This window comes from Camelimonas fluminis (genome assembly GCF_014656355.1).
Taxonomy (GTDB): domain Bacteria; phylum Pseudomonadota; class Alphaproteobacteria; order Rhizobiales; family Beijerinckiaceae; genus Camelimonas; species Camelimonas fluminis.
On the sequence record NZ_BNCG01000001.1, the window covers coordinates 764,436 to 779,764 of the forward strand.

The following is a 15,329-nucleotide window of genomic DNA, read 5'->3' on the forward strand; positions in this document are numbered from 1 at the left end:
CAATGGTGCTCCAATGGTCCACTCAAATTCGTACGCGCGCAGGTCGCGATCCGGTCGACATTCTATGGGCGACCGATTTCCCGCACATCTACGAGATTTACACACCGGCCGGCGCCATATCCGTTCTGTATATCGATGGCCGCGAACATGGCTCGGGTAATGACGCAGGATTGCTCGTCGCAGCGGCCCAGCTGCACCACGATGATTTTCATCGGGCGGTGGAGCGTATCTGGTTCCCCTATAGCGAAGCTGTAGGGCGTCGTCACTGACGGCCGGACAGAGGAGACGCCGCACTGCAGCGGGCCGGGGAATCCGGCTGAAGCGGTAGCGAGGGAGGCTAACGAGCCGTCTACGCCACCGACCGCCGGAAGGCTGTTTATGAGGAGCTGTTTCCTGAGACGGCTTTGGGTGGTGTCGGGCGGGGGCAGACAAAGGTTCGCCAAATCGGCGAACCTTCTGAGGGCCAGATCCCCGACCGCTTCACCCTATCGACGGCGAAGCTTACGGGTGCCGGCAATATGGCCCGTGCCCATATCTAAACCTGTGCGCCACTCAGGTTTATAATCCCGGAATTGCCGGGGTTAAGGCGCCCCCCCTTTGCATCAACGTCGGCGCATTTTTGCGCCCACGGCCTAACCTAAAGCAAGACGCCTGGAGGGTCAGATAGGTCCGTTCCCGTCATGAGGGGAACGGACCAGATAACGGAAGGGTTCCACTATCCCCGGGTCATCCTGACGGCGCAAACCTTGGCATCGCCTCAAGATCCGACATGACGGCGGGTTCAACCACAAGGCCGATGTATGTGTTTTTCCGATCTGCCGCGTTCGTCTCAAAAATTCTCTCTACGACGCGGTATGCGGTGTTCCTTGGGCGCAGCATCTCAACTACGCGGTCGCCAACAGACGGGATATGCCCACCGAAGTCGGAAAGCGGGATGGTTTCCTGAGCATCCTCAATCCCGTTGCCTCGGCTAATTAACAACCTGATCCAAACATCTGCCATATCTTCCCCCCCTACCCAAAAGACGCCAGCGCATCCCGCCAGCCGTCGTCGTCATAGACGCTGCCTTCACCGGCGCTCTCGCCCAGAGACGCCCTGTAAACGGCCATACAGGCAGCTACAGCGCCGTCGATTGACAGCCACCGCTTGCTTTTCCGCAATCGTACTTTGTGCCCATGGCTGTTCGTCTCGACTTCGCAATTCGCCACACAGAACCGAAGTATCGGATGGACTCCATGACGTAACCGGCCCGCGATAATCGACCGCTCAAGCTCCGCAATGGCTGGCATCATGGACAACGCGCCCTGCCTGAACTCAATGGCCGGAAAGCCGTCATCGGTGAGGTTGTTCAGGACGTTTCGGGCCAGTGCGGGGTCAAAAGCGATCTCCTGCACGTCGTACAGCTCGCACAGTTCACGAATCCGGGCCTCTACAGCTCGAAAATCCACGACATTGCCCGGTGTGGCGGTTATCAGCCCGTCTGCTGCCCAGCGAACATATGGCGCTCCAGAGGCGTCCTGCCGCGCGCGCAGGTTCTGCGCAGGGCAGAAGAAGTGCGGCACGACAACGAAGCCGTCGCCATCGCGGAATGCTGCAATGATCACCGTCAGGTCGCCGCTGGATGACAGATCCACCCCTAGCCACGCTTCGCGGCCAGCCAGCGCATCCATGTCGATGGCGTCACTGCCCTTGTCGTATGTAGCCATGTCGACGAATGGTGATGTGGCGTGATCGGGCCAAAAGTTCAGATGGTATTGGCGGAACGCATCCCGATCGGCTGGCCGGTTCTCAGCCTCACGGGCCATGGCACGCAAGCCCTTGATGTCAGGATAGCCCAGCGTCAAGCCGGGGTTCACGTCATGCCATACCGCCTCATCGCGCCAGTCTGCGCCGGCGTCAGGCTCGAACAGCACCGGCAGAAACGATGGGTCGTCAATCTCACCGGACGCCACTTTCCGCGCATACGACACAAGGTCATAAGCAAGGTTCTCCTGGCCGCGTCCTGCCGTCGTGGTGATGATGTGCAGCGACTCCGACGTCTTCGCCAGACTGGTCTTCAGGGCCTCCCAGAGATCCCGTTTTTTCCATGAGTGAACTTCATCACTCAGCAGGAAGTTGACTGTCCTGCCGTGCTGCGTGGCGCCGTCGGAGCTGATGGATTCGTATGTCGCACCCTTGCGCGGATGCCGGATCTTATGAGTGCCGACACGTATCTGCAGCTTGCTCGCCACGTCTGGCATGGTCTGAATGATGCCCAGCGCCTCGTCATAGGCAATCAGTGCCTGCTTGGCGTCAGCGGCGGCGGAGACCACCTGGCCATTCGGGACACGCTCAGGGCCGAACGTGTGCAGGCATATCAGCGCGGCGCCGATGCTGGTTTTGCGGGAACCACGTGGCAGCATCGCAAAAACAGTGCGCACCTGGCGCTGGCCGTCAGCATCACGGGGTGAGTAGATGCGCCGAACAAGGCGCTCAACCCATGGATCAAGCTGCCACTGCTGGCCGGGTAGGCGCGACTTTGGATGCTTGAGCCGCCGGAGAAAATTGACAGCACGCTGGCCGCAACCCATCGGGTCGTCAATCGGGCTGTCGTCAAACAGCCATTTTGGGCGGGCCATGCGGCCTCCTTACAAATCTAGGGGATTGTCTGCATCATCCTCATGCGCACCAGCGCGGCTACGGCTGGCCGGCGTCAACCCCAGTTCTGCGGCCCAGCGGCGGGCCTCAGCAGTGGACTCGCGCAAGGTGGCGAACGCAGGATGGCGTTTCAGTTCGCCCAGCCGGTTTGCGACGTAATCGCCATCCTTACGGATGCGGGCACGGGCAATCGCGATGTCGCCGGTGGCGTCGCAATAGCGTTCGACGGCCGCCAGATCCGCCTCCGACAACACGCGCCGCTCAACCAAAACAGGCATCACGCGCGCCCATTCCTTTTTGGCTTCAGGCGTCATGTCCTTGGGAGGCTTTGGAACGGCGCGGATAGGGTCCGCAACCGGGCGCGGCTCGGCCTTGCGACCTCTGGTATGGTGCGACATCAGAACGCCCAATCACGATGGTTGAGCAGCAACGCCTGCGCCTCGATCGGGATGTCAGACAGCGAGCCAGGGAATGCGCTTTCGCGCATCTCAAACCACGTAGACGCGATCAGAAGCGCCGCCTGCCTTATGTCGGCAGGGATTTCAGGCTGTTCGTCATCTGGCAGCGCCAAAAACTGCGACACATAGGCATTGGCTGCGTCGACTTTAGATTGAATGTCGGTGTCTTCGTCATCATGGGCGATGCGGGCATGCTCTTTGAACGCCGCGAGCGTGATGATCTCCATTCGGAGCCTCCATTTAGGGGTTGCCCCAATTCCACGGTCTCACGAAGGGACCTGGGGCGTCGGTCCGGTGGCCGACCGGCTGTGCTAGTACCCAGCCCCCCCCTGCGTCGCCGTGAAACAGGTGTTTCACGCCTTCGCGATGGGGCGGCCGAAGCTGCCATCCTGCGCCACGCCCTTGCGGCCATGGCAGGGGCGACACATCGTCTGCCAGTTGGTTGGGTCCAGCCTGCGATGGGGGGCTTCCCGGATCGTCTGGATATGGTCCAGCACGTTGCCAGGCTCGCCGCACATGACGCACAGCGGATTGCGTGCGAGGTGCTGCGCGCGTGCCTTCTCGTGAGCACGGTCATAGCCACGACGTCTGGCACCGGGGCGGTTGCCATCACTGGCTGCTTTGCGCTTGATAGCGCACGGGCACATCTGGCCAGCCGGTACAATGTATCGGCCGCAGGTGCAGTAACGAGGTGATGCTGTTGGCATGGTGATTGGGAGCGCCGAAGCGCTCCCGTACCTGATTAGGTGGCGCTGATCTTGAGCTTCACAAAGCGATCAGCATGCGTCACGTCACCGCCAACGCGCTTGCGTGCGTGGAACGTGGTGATGCCGTTCTTCGCGCCGCTGTACGGGTCAACCAGAATGGACATGTCAACGCGGTCCACGATGCGGTAGCCCGACCAGTCTCCGAAGACTATCGGATAGGCATCGGCTGCAACGTTTGGCAGATCGACCATCTCGATAACCGGGCGTCCGAGAATGGTGCTGGGCTGGCCGGCCTGCAATCCTGGTTGCCAGATGTACTGGCCGTTCCCGTCCTTCACCTTGCGGATGGCCGCAAGCGTTGTCCGGTTCATAGCCCATGCGCCGTTCTGGGCGTGCGCCGTCTGGAGCTTGGCAAACATGTCAATCAACAGGTCGCCGGGGTTTGAGCCGAGTGTTGCAGCATTGCCCGACACGACTTCTGCAATGCCAGTCGCGGCCAGCACGCCCTTGGGCTTGCCAGTGCCATTGCCAGACACGAATGCAGCGCCTTCCGCAATGGCAAAGGACTCGCCCAGGTCTGACGCAAGCTCGCCTTCCAGGTCGTACCGGTTGTCTTCCAGCAGCTGGCGGCTGACTTCAACGAACGTCGCCAGCTCATGCGGGGTCAGCGTGACCTGCTCGAACGTCATGCCGGACTCGGTCCGGGCGTCGACTTCATCAACCCAAGTCGCCACAGTGCTGGTGAGGCGGCGCGGATACTTGACGTCTTTGCCACCGATCTGCACGACCTTTGCGTACTGGCGGATCGGGCTGAACTCGCGCAGCTTTTTCAGGATCTCATCGCCAAACGTCGTCGGGGCGAGGAAACCTGCACTGGCGTCGGTCGCGACTGTGAGCGCCTTGCGCTCAACGTCACCCAGGCCAGCATCGCCGCGCCGCAGGTAGACGCCGAACGATTTTTGTTCGTCAGTCGTCTGCGCCTTGGCATCACCACCGATAGCGGGGCGTGCCGCTGCGGTTTCCAACGCCTCTAGTCGCTTGGCCATATCCGACACAGGGGCGTATTTGGCTGCAATGTCTGCCGTCAGGCCAGCGATGGCGGTTTTGACTTCTTCAACGCCGATGTCGGTGGCGCCCTTGGTTTCGAGGATCATGTTCATGGGAATACCTTTCAAAGGCTCGAGCGCGCGGCGTTAATCGCGGCGACAAGCTCGGCAAACTGGGTGGACTTGACGGAGGTGATGGTGGCGCTGGGCAGCATGCCGAACGTCACGATCGAGATTTCATGCAGGTCGATTTCATCGAGCAGCCGCACGCCAGTCGACTTATCGAACCGGGCTGATTTCGTGCGATATCCGATGCTAAGCGTGTCCATCGCACCGGCCTTGAGCAGGGCGTGGGTTTCGCGGCCGGCCACGGTGTCGAGCACCAGACGGCCGCTCACGCGAAGCCCCTTGGCGTCCTCGACAATCTCCGTCCAGACGCCAATTGGCTCCCGCGGATTATGCTCGCGAAGCATCCGAACCTTTTGCGCCGGCCGAAGCATCAGGGACTTGCGGAACGCCCCGGCCTGCACCTGGTCGCGGCCAAGGTCCGTCTCTGCAAAGATCGAGCCATAGCCGGAGAACGAGCCATCCTCCTGGACGGACTTGTGATCCAGCCCCAACGTGAGGCGGGTGTCTTCTAATGCGGTCAATCCGCATCCTCCTTATGTTGTGGGGCTGCGCCCGGCGTCGTGTAGGGGCTGGCCAACGTGTCGCCGTCTGGCAGCGCCGGCAGGTTCTCTAGGCGGCGGCAGTCGTTGCTGGTCATCACGCCGGCGGCCCGGAACGACGCATAAGCAGACGCCCTGGCGGCGGTGTCAGCGCGCAACAGGTCGTCAACGACGAACTCGACGCTGTAGCGCTGGCGCTCGTCGCTGGTGAGCAGCGTGCGGCGGTATGCGTCCGTCCAGGCCTTCAGCCAGGGCAGCAGGCAAAGCTGCAAAAACTGCAGGTTCTGCTGCTCGGTGTTGGCGAAGGTGCCGTGCGACAGATCCTGCAACATCGTGACAGGCACGCGCGTCAGCCGCGCGATTTCCGCGATGCTGAAATTTCGTTGCTCGGTGTGCTGCGTCTCGACGCTGGTAAAGGCGATCGGCTTGTACTCGCCCGCCTGGTCGAGCACTGCCACGCCACCGGCGTTGTCGCCGCCATGGGCCGCACGCCACGCCTCGCCAATGCGCTTAACCGTGTCGGCCTTCAGGCTGCCCTTGAACGACAGGACGGAACCTGGACGGCTGTTGTTCTTGAACAGCCGCGCGCTGGTGCGCTCAAGCAATACCGCAAGGCCGATCGCTTCTCTGCCAGCACGCAGTAGGCCGTAGCCGGTGCGCCCGTCGATTGACGGAGCCTGCAGGTGGATCACCTGGTCGGGGCCATATACCTGCTGGCCGATGCGGTATCGGGGCTCGCCAGTGTCCAGACGCTCAACTGTGACAGCATGTCGGGCCAGGTGCAGGATCTCGACTGGCTTGCTTCCCACCTTAACGACGAAACCAAAGCCATCGCCATGTAATATGGCGTCGGTCGTGATCAGCTCGCGCACCTTGCCGGCCGATTGCCAGGCGTTCGCGTCGTCATGCACCAGCGCATAAGCAGGATGCGCCGGCGCTGGCTGTTTGCCGGTGGCGCCGTTGCTGTACAGCTTGCAAGGCAGCAGGCCGACCGTGCCGGCCACCAGAGTAACTGCAGCGTTCACAGCCGGAACAGACATGGCCACGTCAGCAGTGACCCCAACGCCGGTTGAGCCAGGCGCAAACAGGCCAGTGAGCGCCGCCCAGCTTTCAGACGCAGGATCGATGAGTGGGGGCGCAGATTTACGTTGAAATGGCCACATCAAGCAGCCCTCCGAATGATGTCCGCCACGATGCGCCCCACCGGCACAACGATTGTGGAGCGGTCGAAGGCATCAGGCGGGGTGGTGGTGATGATCGGCGGGCCACAGCCCCTGCGTATCACGGCGGGCGCGACTATCAGCGCATCGGGCGGCGGCGGGTGCTCAAGCCGGTCGTAAGCGATGCCAATCGCCACCAGCCAATCGCGGCCGCCATGAACGAACTCATGGGCGACGCGCAGCACGGCAATGTCGCGCAACGAAAAGAACCGGCGGCCTTTGCGCTTCTCGCTGAACAGCGTGGCAACGTCGCGGGCGTGATGAATTAACGAATCCAGCGAACCTTCAGGCATGCCAGCCAGCGTGGCCGCTTCAGCGCGCGTGTATTCTCTGGCGGTCCACTGCATGGCGGCCTCCTTGAATGTGCAAGTTATTGAAAAAGACAAAAAAACGGCGAGACGCGCGCCCACACTGAATAAACGCACGCCGCACCGTGTATCCCCCGGGTTGGTCGGCGGGGGATGGGTGCGAGCGCCGCCGTGGCTGAGCGGCAGCGCCCGCGACGGCACCTGGGGACAGGCGCCGATACGAAAAAGCCGCCGGGCGGACCCGACGGCTGTTTTCCAACATCTCAATGATTACGTGGTGGCAAAGCGTTTTAGTGGAACTACGCCGCCAACTTTTTTTCTACCGCCATGAAGGCATCCAGTGCCCGCTCTGTTACAGCGGCGCCAACCTTCTTCGCCGTGCTCGAGGAATATCCGCGCGCCTCGGCGATGCTCGCGGCATTGGCTGGAGAAACAGCCATGTCCAATGTATCGGCGTCATCGCCGAGCAGTCGCCGCACCCGTGCCAGATCAATCGCAGTGTCAGCATCGTCGACCGTCCTGTCCTGGGACGCTCCCACGCTGGCCTCGCCGGTGCCGCGCCCATGTGAAACGCCGCCGAACCAATATGCGCCAGGTGCGATTGAATCCGACGCGGCGTCGGATTCCAGCAATCCTGCGTTCTCACGCGCTGCATGGAATGGTGTCCGGCCGTCTACTCCCAGCCATGCCAACAGGGAGCGACGCAACTCCTTGGTTTCAGACACTGGCCAGAAATGTCTGCCTGATGGCGCTGGCGCATTCGAAAACGGACGCCGCACGCCCTGCGGTTCAGACACTGTGCCGCGCAGCCCCAGATACCAGGCAATGCTTTCGTCTGTCCTGCCGCGTGGTGCCGGGCCTTTCGGCTTGCCGTATCGTTCACCGGGACGGAACTTCCGGCCGGTGGGGCTTTCATACGACTCCAGCCAGCCCTCGCGGAACACGAGCCCGCCTAGGCGGAGTTTTGCCCCATCTCTGACCAGCCGCGCCGTGGTGGGGCGGTACGCCGGCATGGGCTTGCGGTAGGTGTTGCTCCAGGCCCGGCCATCTTGCACCATGCCGGCTGCAGTCAGCAGTTCCGCCTCGGTGGGGCGGACGCCCATGATGGTGTCGATTGCCAGATCAGGATCGTTGTCATTGCCCGCGACAGGCGGCCGATCTGGGCACATCAGGTCGCGCCACCGCAACAGGGCTCGGACGCGGGGTAGGTCGCGGTTGTAGGCCAGCCTTTCCAATGCGGGCCAGGCGAGATGTTGGCGCATGGTTGACTCCGTCAACAGGGTGCGAAGCTTCGCACGGGGTACCAACCCCGAGTGCGTGCTGCGCACTCTCAGGGGGTATAAGGGGGATGTGTGAGCACCCCAGTTGGAAGGGGTTGGAAGGCAGTTGGAAGGTTAGTCGGAACCCTTCGGCCCATAGTCATCCGCAGTCACATAAAGGTGCTTGCGACGCCGGGACGGCGAGCCTTCCTCGCAGATTTTAATGACGCCTGAGTCCAGTAGCCGCGTCTGAGCGTCAGCAAATTGCTTCTTGCTGATGCCTTTGCCGTCGGGGTGCTCGGCCATCATCTTCGGCCCGTAGCTGGGACTCGGATTCGGACTGACCGTCTTGCCCTGTTGCGTGAACTTCCGCAGCAGATCGACAAACACATCTTCTGCCCGCTTTGCCAGGAGCTGCGCGGCCGGATTTGACATCGGCCACTCGTCCAAAACGAACACGCCGTCGCGCCATCGCAACTTTATGGCGTCGCCGACCTTGCCGTAGTTGGCTTTCTTGTTAGTCAACAGGCGCGCATCTGGATCAGGCGGCTCGTCTCGTCCAGCCTCTGGGGCGGTGAGATACAGGCGGGATCGCACTGAGTTGTTCCAGGCCGTACTGCCCGACGTGCCTGTGCCTGACTGCATGCCTGTAACGGATGGGTGCGACAGCAGCACCACTGCGCAGTCGAACCGGATGGCCCAGCGCCTGAGCATTCCGACGAACTGCCGGACCTGAACCCGGTTGATCTCGTCGCCCCCAAACAGGTCCGCCGACGTATCCAGGACGATAAGGGTAGGCGCGAAATCGACCAGTCGCTCCTCGATTTGCGAGAATAGCGGCGTAGGCCTCATCACCTTGGCGCGGTCTGGCATGGCCAGCGTTGCATCCTGGTCGGCCAAGGGAAATAGAAGGAAGTCGTCGTGAAGATCGTCGAACCCAGCTTCAAAGGATCGCAGAATGTCGGCCAGACGACGCTGAAACTCGTCGGCCTCGTCCTCCGCCCCGATGTAGGCCACGCGCCCTTGCTCAGGTTCCAGGCCCAAGGTCTCGCAGCCAAGCACAGTTGCGACTCCAACCTGCAGGGTCAGTAGACTTTTTCCCGTGCCGCCATCGCCTGACAACATCGTCACCACCCTGCGTGGAATCCAATTATGGACATGCCACGGCCGCTCCGGCACAGGCACTCCATGCCACTGAGACGGATGCATGCCAGAGATGGCGCGTTCATTGTCATTGGCGGGAGGATCGAAGCCAACGATCTGATGATAAATGAGGCTCCTGGCTCGCCTTTGGCTGGCATCGGTTCCACCCCTGGAAATGATGGTGGCTGCGTTGCCAACGCCCCTGTAGATGACCGCTACCGTGTTCCTGTCACAGCCCAGAATGTGATCGCAGAGAATGCACCAGCGCGATGCTTCAGCGTGGTCGGCCGGGTCCATTGCATCAGGCGAAGTAAAGTCCCTGACACGTCCCCAGGCCGGCTGGCCGCTATCGTCAAGCGGCGCCAGCTTCACGTCGCCCTGGATTTTGTAGGATAGCTTGTAGTACCAGTCACCGATCTGAGCCAGGTCAGGATCTCTGAACTTAAGCTGCGCGTTTGTCATTCCGGACGTCCTGCATCTGCCTGCGAACCATTGCGATGACTGTGGCGCGCGCGCCGGGGTCGAGGCTGGCAGCCGGTCGGCCGGATTCGTTCATGGCCGCGAAAACACGATCGGCGCCGCTGGCATCGCGCGACAACAACATGCCGAACAGCACGAGGCCGGGGGCGGCTTCCAGATCGAACCGGGCCAATGGTTGCGTGCCGCGTGCGGAAGGGGGCCGGTCGAGCGGCCTGAGATTTAAGATGCGCATGTGCGCCTCCTGGGTAGGGGGTGACGTTCCCGCCGACGACGCCGGCAGGTTGGGGTGTTCAGGGGGTGGTGGTGCGGTGGTTAGGTTGATTTCAGCTCGAGACCGAAAGCCATAAATAGCTTTGCTTGGTATTGTCTAGGCATGAGTTTGGTAGTCATGACTATAAGATCGAGATATTTTTTCTCTACGGAAGCAATTCTCTCGATCGCATCTTGTGGCCAAGAAGCTGGGTATTTGCCGCCATGCGCATCGGGAACTTGTCCGTTACTAACGGACAGTCGCGCCTCCCGATTTGTCGCCGCATGTTTGGCTGCCCGCTCTGCGGCCTTGGCCCGGATGCCATCGAACGTCTTCCGGCCATCGGTGACGGCCAGAATGTCATAGGCACGGGATCGGCCGATGCCGTGGTTATCCAGGAAAGCACGGAATGATCCGCCATCACCCGCAACTCTGCGGCGAGCCTCGGCCAACTGCAGACCAGCGGCCAGATAGTGGTCCTCCGCTTTTCCCATGGCCTTGTCGCCGGCCTCAATGCGGGCCTTGATCTCCTGGCCAAGGGTATCGATGGGGACCAAAGCACTCACGCAGCCGCCCTCCGGCCAGCAATCCGCGCCTGGATCCACTCCACGACCTCGGCGCGCACGAATGCGATGCGCTTTTCACCCAGCGGCACGGCTTCCGGAAAACGGCCCTGATCGCGGAGCCTGCAGATCATGGTGCGGCTCAGCGACGTGAGCGCTGCCGCGTCATTCATGCTTATAAGGCGAGGGGTGTTGTCGTTGTCGTGGTGCAAGGGCCGGCTCCTTGTGTGTCGCCGGCAAAAAAAGCGCCAGCTTATACTATATATAGATTTTCGACGAAGTGGTCACCCATATCGTCCATGAATATTTTTTCGGTCACTCGGCGCGAGCCAAGTAGGCCTCCCAATCGTCCATCAGCGCCCGCCGCTTCGCGAGCGCATCACCGCGGCGATACGCGCGCTCGACGGCGTCACCGACGACGTGCGCCAGAGCGGCCTCTATGACTTCCCTTTGATGCTGCGTGGCCTCGCCAGCCCAGTCACGGAACGCCGAGCGCATGCCGTGAACGGTGTAGTCAATGGCCTCCAGCGTCTTCATGACCTTGCTCATCGTCATGTTTGAAATCGGCCGCTTGCCCCCCAGGCCCGCAAACACATAGTCGCCCGTGCTATGCGCCTGCATGTGGCGCAGGACGGTAACAGCGGCGTCCGTCAGCGGCACACGGTGAGGCCGGCCAGCTTTCATACGATCGGCCGGCACGGTCCATACGGCGGCGTCCCAATCGATCTCCGACCATGTCGCGCCAATGGTTTCGCCCGTCCGGGCTGCTGTAAGGATTGTCAGCTCCAGCGCCCGCGCTCCCGTGCCGGTGGCGGCTCGTAGGCGGGCCATGAAGGCCGGTAGCTCAGTCCACGGCATCGCCGCATGATGGCCGCGCGACAGGCGCTGTTCTGGCTTGGGAAGGCGGTGCTCAATGTGGCCCTTCCACCTGGCCGGGTTCTCGCCGTCACGCAGGCCTTCGACCTTCGCGTAGTCCAAAACACGCTCAATGCGACCGCGTAGGCGCGATAGTGTCTCGTGCTTCGTCAGCCATTCTGGTTCGAGTATCGCAACGACATGCTCCGTCGTGATGGCATCGACGGGGAGGGCGCGAATACTGGAGCAATATGCGTCGCCAAGCGTCATTTCCCATTGCGCCTTGTGCTTGTCATTTCGGAAGCTCACCAGTTTACTGGTAAGGAAGCGATCAGCTATCTCCGCGAAACTCGAGATCTCGCGGCGCGCCTGGCGCTCTGCCATTTCGGTGAACGGATCACCCCCGCGCCCGAGGATGGCGCGTACTTCCTCCGCCTTCGCGCGAGCGCCAACGAGTGATACGGTTCCGGTTCCACGACCATAAGGTCCAAGCCCCATCTCGCGGCGCTTGCCGTTGCGGATGAAAATGAACGTCCAGTTTTTCGTGCCGCTGGGCGTAACCCTAACGTAAAGGCCGTCGCCGTCGGAATGCAGCCCGATCGGCAAGTTCGAATCCAATCGGCTTTTGGTGAGCTTGTTCCGTGCCACAACCCTATTCCCAACCCTAATTCGTCAGGTTGACAACATGGTATGAGTGGACACCATGCGCAAGCGTCCGTGCGAATAATTCAAGAAAAACAAGATGCAGTTTACAGCATTGACGGCATGGTCACAGTAAAAGCGGACTCCGTCTCCGCCATTTTCCCCTTTGCTGATGCTCCATACTGTCGCCCAAAGTCGCGTTGACCCCTTGATTTTCAACGGGTTTGTCGCGTTACTGGTTTCTGGCTGTCGCACGGTGTGCCTGCCAAACGCGACGATCCTGCCAGGATTTTTGTTGGGATTGGGAATTGGGTCGCGAGATAAATCGCCTGGCCTCCGTTGATGCCGAATGGCTCCGTCGTTTCTCATATTCTCTGAGTTCCAGCGAAGGATACCAATCCAAAGAATTCTGGGATTGCTTTGGTGGAAACGACCCATCGCGGTAGGTCACTCGGCGCCATGCGATCACGCTTGGACTATGGATTGACGCGGACTGACTAGACCAGCATCAAGCAGATGGACACAGTTCCATAACCGGCACGCGCACCGCCGCCCCTGCCTTTATAGGAGGAGACGATGGCTAGCTCCGCTGTGACCGCGATCGAGTTTGGTCGCGCCGCCCCGGGCATCAGCGTTCGTGACATCCAGGCCGCACACGATTTCTATTCGCGCGTGCTGGGTTTCCAGAAGGTTTTCGAGAACGGCAATCCCGTCGGCTTCATGGTGATGAAGAAGGACGGCGCCGAAATCCATCTGAGCCAGAAGCCCGATCACAAGGCCTCCACGGTCAACGTGATGCATATGCTCGTGAGCGACGTGGCCGCGCTCTATGCCGTCTGCGAGGCCCAAGGCGTAAGGATAATCAAGGGCCTCGCGGACAAGGACTATGGACAGCGCACCTTTGTATTCGCCGACCCTGACGGAAATCGGATCGATATCGGAGAGCGGTAACCCGGGAGCAGGCGATGTCGCTCCATCGTGGAGCGCCATCCGTACTAACGCGTGCCGGTCAGCGCTCTCAAAACGTCAGCACGATTTTTCCAAAATGGCTCCCACCTGCCATTTCCTCGATCGCCCGGGGCGCCTCGGTCCATGGCATGGTGCGATCAACGACAGGCCGGATTTGATGCAGCGTCATGGCGCGGCACATCGCCTCGAACATCTCTCGCGATCCGACTGAAACGCCCTGAACCCTTGCCGATGTACCAATCATCACCGAGGGGGAGAGGGTAGCCGGTGGAGCGTTGGCGTCCGTCAGAACGCCAATAACCGCTATATGGCCTCCCATCCGAACCGATTTCAGGCTCTCGATGAGCGTTCCAGCTCCGCCAACTTCCATGATGAAATCGGCGCCCCGGCCGCCGGTGGCTTCTCTCACCGGGCGATGCCAGTTGGGCTCTGACCTGTAGTTGACGAGGTGGGTCGCGCCGAGCGCCCGGGCGCGTTCCAGCTTCTCATTCGATGACGATGTGACAATGGTCCGGTATCCGGCGGCATGGGCGAACTGGAGCCCGAAGATGGAGACGCCGCCTGTTCCCTGGAGCACCACGGTGTCGCCAGGCTCGAGCCGGGCATCGACGAACATGGCGCGCCACGCGGTGAGCGCCGCACAAGGAAGGGTCGAAACTTCCTCATCGCTGAGATAGTCCGGCACGCGGCAACCGGCGCTCTCGGGGAACAGGGCAAGGTCACGCCCAGCGCCCGGCGCCCCTGGCGAGCCAAGCGCTCCAGCAGCTTTTTCCGGCGCCGGGGGACCGGAAACCCAGTTTGGAAAGAACAGCGTCGACACGCGGTCGCCGGGGGCAACGCGCGTCACGCCTTCGCCAACAGCCTCAACGACGCCGCAACCATCAGAGAAGGGGACAACGGGAGGAGAGCTTTCATTACCCTTCGCATAGCCGCCCTTTGCCGTGATGATAGTGTCGCGGAAATTCAGTGAAACCGCCCGCATCCGCACGGTGACCTGGCCCATTCCTGGCTTCGGGTCAGGATGATCGGATATCCTGAGGTTCGATGTCCCCCATGGATAGGACAGTTCAAGGGCGCGCATTGGTTTCCTCCTGATAGGCCTGTTTGGCCGCTCAATTTCCCGACTCATGCCTGAAAGCGGCCTTGCCATGCAACAGTGGGTGTCTTGCATGGCAAGCGGTCTGGTGGCGCTTCTTTTTGCGACGGTTGGACGTGGCTGGGAGGCCGTCGACCGAAGGCATGGGCCGGCCTGCACGGAGCCGGTTCCTGAGTTCGGCGCATCACTCTGGGACAGCATCAATCCAATCGGCCAGCTCGGAGCATGCCAATCCATAAGACCAAGTATGATCTACCAAGGTCATTCGCACAAAAATCAAGCATTCACACGCGACCGTGAATACCTGCTCGAATTGACATGCAAAATCTGTTCTGCGTCCACTGCCATTCCAAGGACGTACCTCAGGATTTCCAATGCCGCCGCGCCCGTTCCATCCCATCCGCCTTCGTTTGGCATGGGAAAAGACGCATCTTACGCGACACTCCTGGTTGGCCCCAAGCTGCTCCGATAGACCAGATGGGGCGATCAATTCGCTTCAATTTTCTCTCTCTGCTCCAGTTGTCCCCGCTGCACTTGCAGGGGCAGTACTGTGGCTGTCTCTGGGCAGCGGAGCTGCTGCCCAGACCTGTTCCCCCTCAGCTCCGGGGGAAGGCGGCGTCGTGACGTGTAGCGGCGGCTACATCAACAGCGGCTATACCGCGCCTCCAAACACCGGCATTACGATCAACGTTCTTCAGGATGCAGCGCTGGCAGGAACTGTTGAAGTTCAGGGAGCGGGTGACACGACTGTCAACAATGCAGGCGCCCTTCAGGGCGCCCCTGCTCTGGTTTTCGGCGGTGTCGCAGGGGCAACCAAGACGCTCAACAATACAGGGACCCTGAATTCAGGCGTGGTTGGTTCTGGGGATGGCGCTATCATCATCAACCAGAATGGCGTGTTCAATTCAGGCGGCATTGTCATTACAGGGTCGGGTACGAACACCCTGAACGTTTTTGAAGGTCGCAGTGTTAGAGCGGTTTTCGAACGTCTAGAATCATAAGAGGTTCCCCCTTCGCGAGATTTCTGA

General features: G+C 61.1%; 19 protein-coding genes. 3 read left to right on the forward strand and 16 right to left on the reverse strand.

The window, feature by feature from the left end; genetic code table 11:
* The first annotated feature begins 2 nt into the window (after positions 1-2).
* Positions 3-269 (forward strand): hypothetical protein, encoded by a 267-nt coding sequence (locus tag IE243_RS03260; RefSeq protein ID WP_191317846.1) that lies wholly within the window; start codon positions 3-5, stop codon positions 267-269.
* Between the two features lie 457 nt (positions 270-726).
* On the opposite strand, the gene IE243_RS03265 is transcribed toward IE243_RS03260, so the two are convergent.
* The 15 genes from IE243_RS03265 to IE243_RS03335 all read right to left on the reverse strand — a co-directional run bounded on the left by IE243_RS03265 (position 727) and on the right by IE243_RS03335 (position 12,242).
* Positions 727-1,002, reverse strand: coding sequence for a hypothetical protein (locus tag IE243_RS03265; protein WP_191317847.1), 276 nt, complete (start codon positions 1,000-1,002; stop codon positions 727-729).
* 11 nt (positions 1,003-1,013) lie between these two features.
* Entirely contained in the window at positions 1,014-2,618 is a 1,605-nt protein-coding gene (locus IE243_RS03270) for a terminase large subunit (RefSeq protein ID WP_191317848.1), read from the reverse strand.
* A 9-nt stretch (positions 2,619-2,627) separates the two neighbouring features.
* Positions 2,628-3,035, reverse strand: a complete 408-nt coding sequence (locus tag IE243_RS03275) for a phage terminase small subunit P27 family (protein ID WP_191317849.1) — start codon at positions 3,033-3,035, stop codon at positions 2,628-2,630.
* Positions 3,035-3,322 carry a head-tail connector protein gene (locus IE243_RS03280; protein ID WP_191317850.1) on the reverse strand — a complete coding sequence of 96 codons (288 nt, stop codon included), beginning with the start codon at positions 3,320-3,322 and terminating at the stop codon, positions 3,035-3,037. Before IE243_RS03280 ends, IE243_RS03275 begins: the two co-directional genes overlap by 1 nt.
* 126 nt (positions 3,323-3,448) lie before the next feature.
* Positions 3,449-3,802 carry an HNH endonuclease gene (locus IE243_RS23830; RefSeq protein WP_191317851.1) on the reverse strand — a complete coding sequence of 118 codons (354 nt, stop codon included), beginning with the start codon at positions 3,800-3,802 and terminating at the stop codon, positions 3,449-3,451.
* 35 nt (positions 3,803-3,837) lie between these two features.
* A complete protein-coding gene (locus IE243_RS03290; RefSeq protein ID WP_191317852.1) occupies positions 3,838-4,962 on the reverse strand; it encodes a phage major capsid protein in 1,125 nt (374 codons plus the stop codon).
* A gap of 11 nt (positions 4,963-4,973) precedes the next feature.
* A complete protein-coding gene (locus IE243_RS03295; protein ID WP_244642692.1) occupies positions 4,974-5,498 on the reverse strand; it encodes an HK97 family phage prohead protease in 525 nt (174 codons plus the stop codon).
* Positions 5,495-6,679 (reverse strand): phage portal protein, encoded by a 1,185-nt coding sequence (locus tag IE243_RS03300; RefSeq protein ID WP_191317853.1) that lies wholly within the window; start codon positions 6,677-6,679, stop codon positions 5,495-5,497. The genes IE243_RS03295 and IE243_RS03300 overlap by 4 nt, the downstream gene beginning before the upstream one ends.
* Entirely contained in the window at positions 6,679-7,083 is a 405-nt protein-coding gene (locus IE243_RS03305; protein WP_191317854.1) for a hypothetical protein, read from the reverse strand. The genes IE243_RS03300 and IE243_RS03305 overlap by 1 nt, the downstream gene beginning before the upstream one ends.
* A gap of 260 nt (positions 7,084-7,343) precedes the next feature.
* Positions 7,344-8,372, reverse strand: coding sequence for a hypothetical protein (locus tag IE243_RS03310; RefSeq protein ID WP_191317855.1), 1,029 nt, complete (start codon positions 8,370-8,372; stop codon positions 7,344-7,346).
* A gap of 66 nt (positions 8,373-8,438) precedes the next feature.
* Positions 8,439-9,908 (reverse strand): AAA family ATPase, encoded by a 1,470-nt coding sequence (locus IE243_RS03315; protein WP_191317856.1) that lies wholly within the window; start codon positions 9,906-9,908, stop codon positions 8,439-8,441.
* Positions 9,889-10,098 (reverse strand): hypothetical protein, encoded by a 210-nt coding sequence (locus IE243_RS03320; RefSeq protein WP_191317857.1) that lies wholly within the window; start codon positions 10,096-10,098, stop codon positions 9,889-9,891. The genes IE243_RS03315 and IE243_RS03320 overlap by 20 nt, the downstream gene beginning before the upstream one ends.
* Before the next feature lie 140 nt (positions 10,099-10,238).
* Entirely contained in the window at positions 10,239-10,742 is a 504-nt protein-coding gene (locus IE243_RS03325) for a hypothetical protein (RefSeq protein WP_191317858.1), read from the reverse strand.
* Positions 10,739-10,951 (reverse strand): helix-turn-helix transcriptional regulator, encoded by a 213-nt coding sequence (locus tag IE243_RS03330; RefSeq protein WP_244642695.1) that lies wholly within the window; start codon positions 10,949-10,951, stop codon positions 10,739-10,741. The genes IE243_RS03325 and IE243_RS03330 overlap by 4 nt, the downstream gene beginning before the upstream one ends.
* Positions 10,952-11,054: 103 nt before the next feature.
* Complete coding sequence (locus IE243_RS03335; protein ID WP_191317859.1) at positions 11,055-12,242, reverse strand: tyrosine-type recombinase/integrase; 1,188 nt, start codon at positions 12,240-12,242, stop codon at positions 11,055-11,057.
* A gap of 570 nt (positions 12,243-12,812) precedes the next feature.
* Here IE243_RS03335 and IE243_RS03340 point away from each other — a divergent pair.
* Positions 12,813-13,187, forward strand: a complete 375-nt coding sequence (locus tag IE243_RS03340) for a VOC family protein (protein ID WP_191317860.1) — start codon at positions 12,813-12,815, stop codon at positions 13,185-13,187.
* 67 nt (positions 13,188-13,254) lie between these two features.
* On the opposite strand, the gene IE243_RS03345 is transcribed toward IE243_RS03340, so the two are convergent.
* Positions 13,255-14,286, reverse strand: a complete 1,032-nt coding sequence (locus IE243_RS03345) for a zinc-dependent alcohol dehydrogenase family protein (protein WP_191317861.1) — start codon at positions 14,284-14,286, stop codon at positions 13,255-13,257.
* A gap of 635 nt (positions 14,287-14,921) precedes the next feature.
* On the opposite strand from IE243_RS03345, the gene IE243_RS03350 reads away from it, so the two are divergent.
* Complete coding sequence (locus IE243_RS03350) at positions 14,922-15,302, forward strand: hypothetical protein (protein ID WP_191317862.1); 381 nt, start codon at positions 14,922-14,924, stop codon at positions 15,300-15,302.
* The last annotated feature ends 27 nt before the right edge of the window (positions 15,303-15,329 follow it).

What these genes read in the sequence shown, in the direction of transcription:
- IE243_RS23830 (WP_191317851.1), bottom strand. Translation starts at nt 3,802, where the DNA reads ATGCCAACAGCATCACCTCGTTACTGCACCTGCGGCCGATACATTGTA.
- IE243_RS03300 (WP_191317853.1), bottom strand. Translation starts at nt 6,679, where the DNA reads ATGTGGCCATTTCAACGTAAATCTGCGCCCCCACTCATCGATCCTGCG.
- IE243_RS03275 (WP_191317849.1), bottom strand. Translation starts at nt 3,035, where the DNA reads ATGTCGCACCATACCAGAGGTCGCAAGGCCGAGCCGCGCCCGGTTGCG.
- IE243_RS03340 (WP_191317860.1), top strand. Translation starts at nt 12,813, where the DNA reads ATGGCTAGCTCCGCTGTGACCGCGATCGAGTTTGGTCGCGCCGCCCCG.
- IE243_RS03270 (WP_191317848.1), bottom strand. Translation starts at nt 2,618, where the DNA reads ATGGCCCGCCCAAAATGGCTGTTTGACGACAGCCCGATTGACGACCCG.
- IE243_RS03345 (WP_191317861.1), bottom strand. Translation starts at nt 14,286, where the DNA reads ATGCGCGCCCTTGAACTGTCCTATCCATGGGGGACATCGAACCTCAGG.
- IE243_RS03265 (WP_191317847.1), bottom strand. Translation starts at nt 1,002, where the DNA reads ATGGCAGATGTTTGGATCAGGTTGTTAATTAGCCGAGGCAACGGGATT.
- IE243_RS03290 (WP_191317852.1), bottom strand. Translation starts at nt 4,962, where the DNA reads ATGAACATGATCCTCGAAACCAAGGGCGCCACCGACATCGGCGTTGAA.
- IE243_RS03260 (WP_191317846.1), top strand. Translation starts at nt 3, where the DNA reads ATGGTGCTCCAATGGTCCACTCAAATTCGTACGCGCGCAGGTCGCGAT.
- IE243_RS03280 (WP_191317850.1), bottom strand. Translation starts at nt 3,322, where the DNA reads ATGGAGATCATCACGCTCGCGGCGTTCAAAGAGCATGCCCGCATCGCC.
- IE243_RS03315 (WP_191317856.1), bottom strand. Translation starts at nt 9,908, where the DNA reads ATGACAAACGCGCAGCTTAAGTTCAGAGATCCTGACCTGGCTCAGATC.
- IE243_RS03305 (WP_191317854.1), bottom strand. Translation starts at nt 7,083, where the DNA reads ATGCAGTGGACCGCCAGAGAATACACGCGCGCTGAAGCGGCCACGCTG.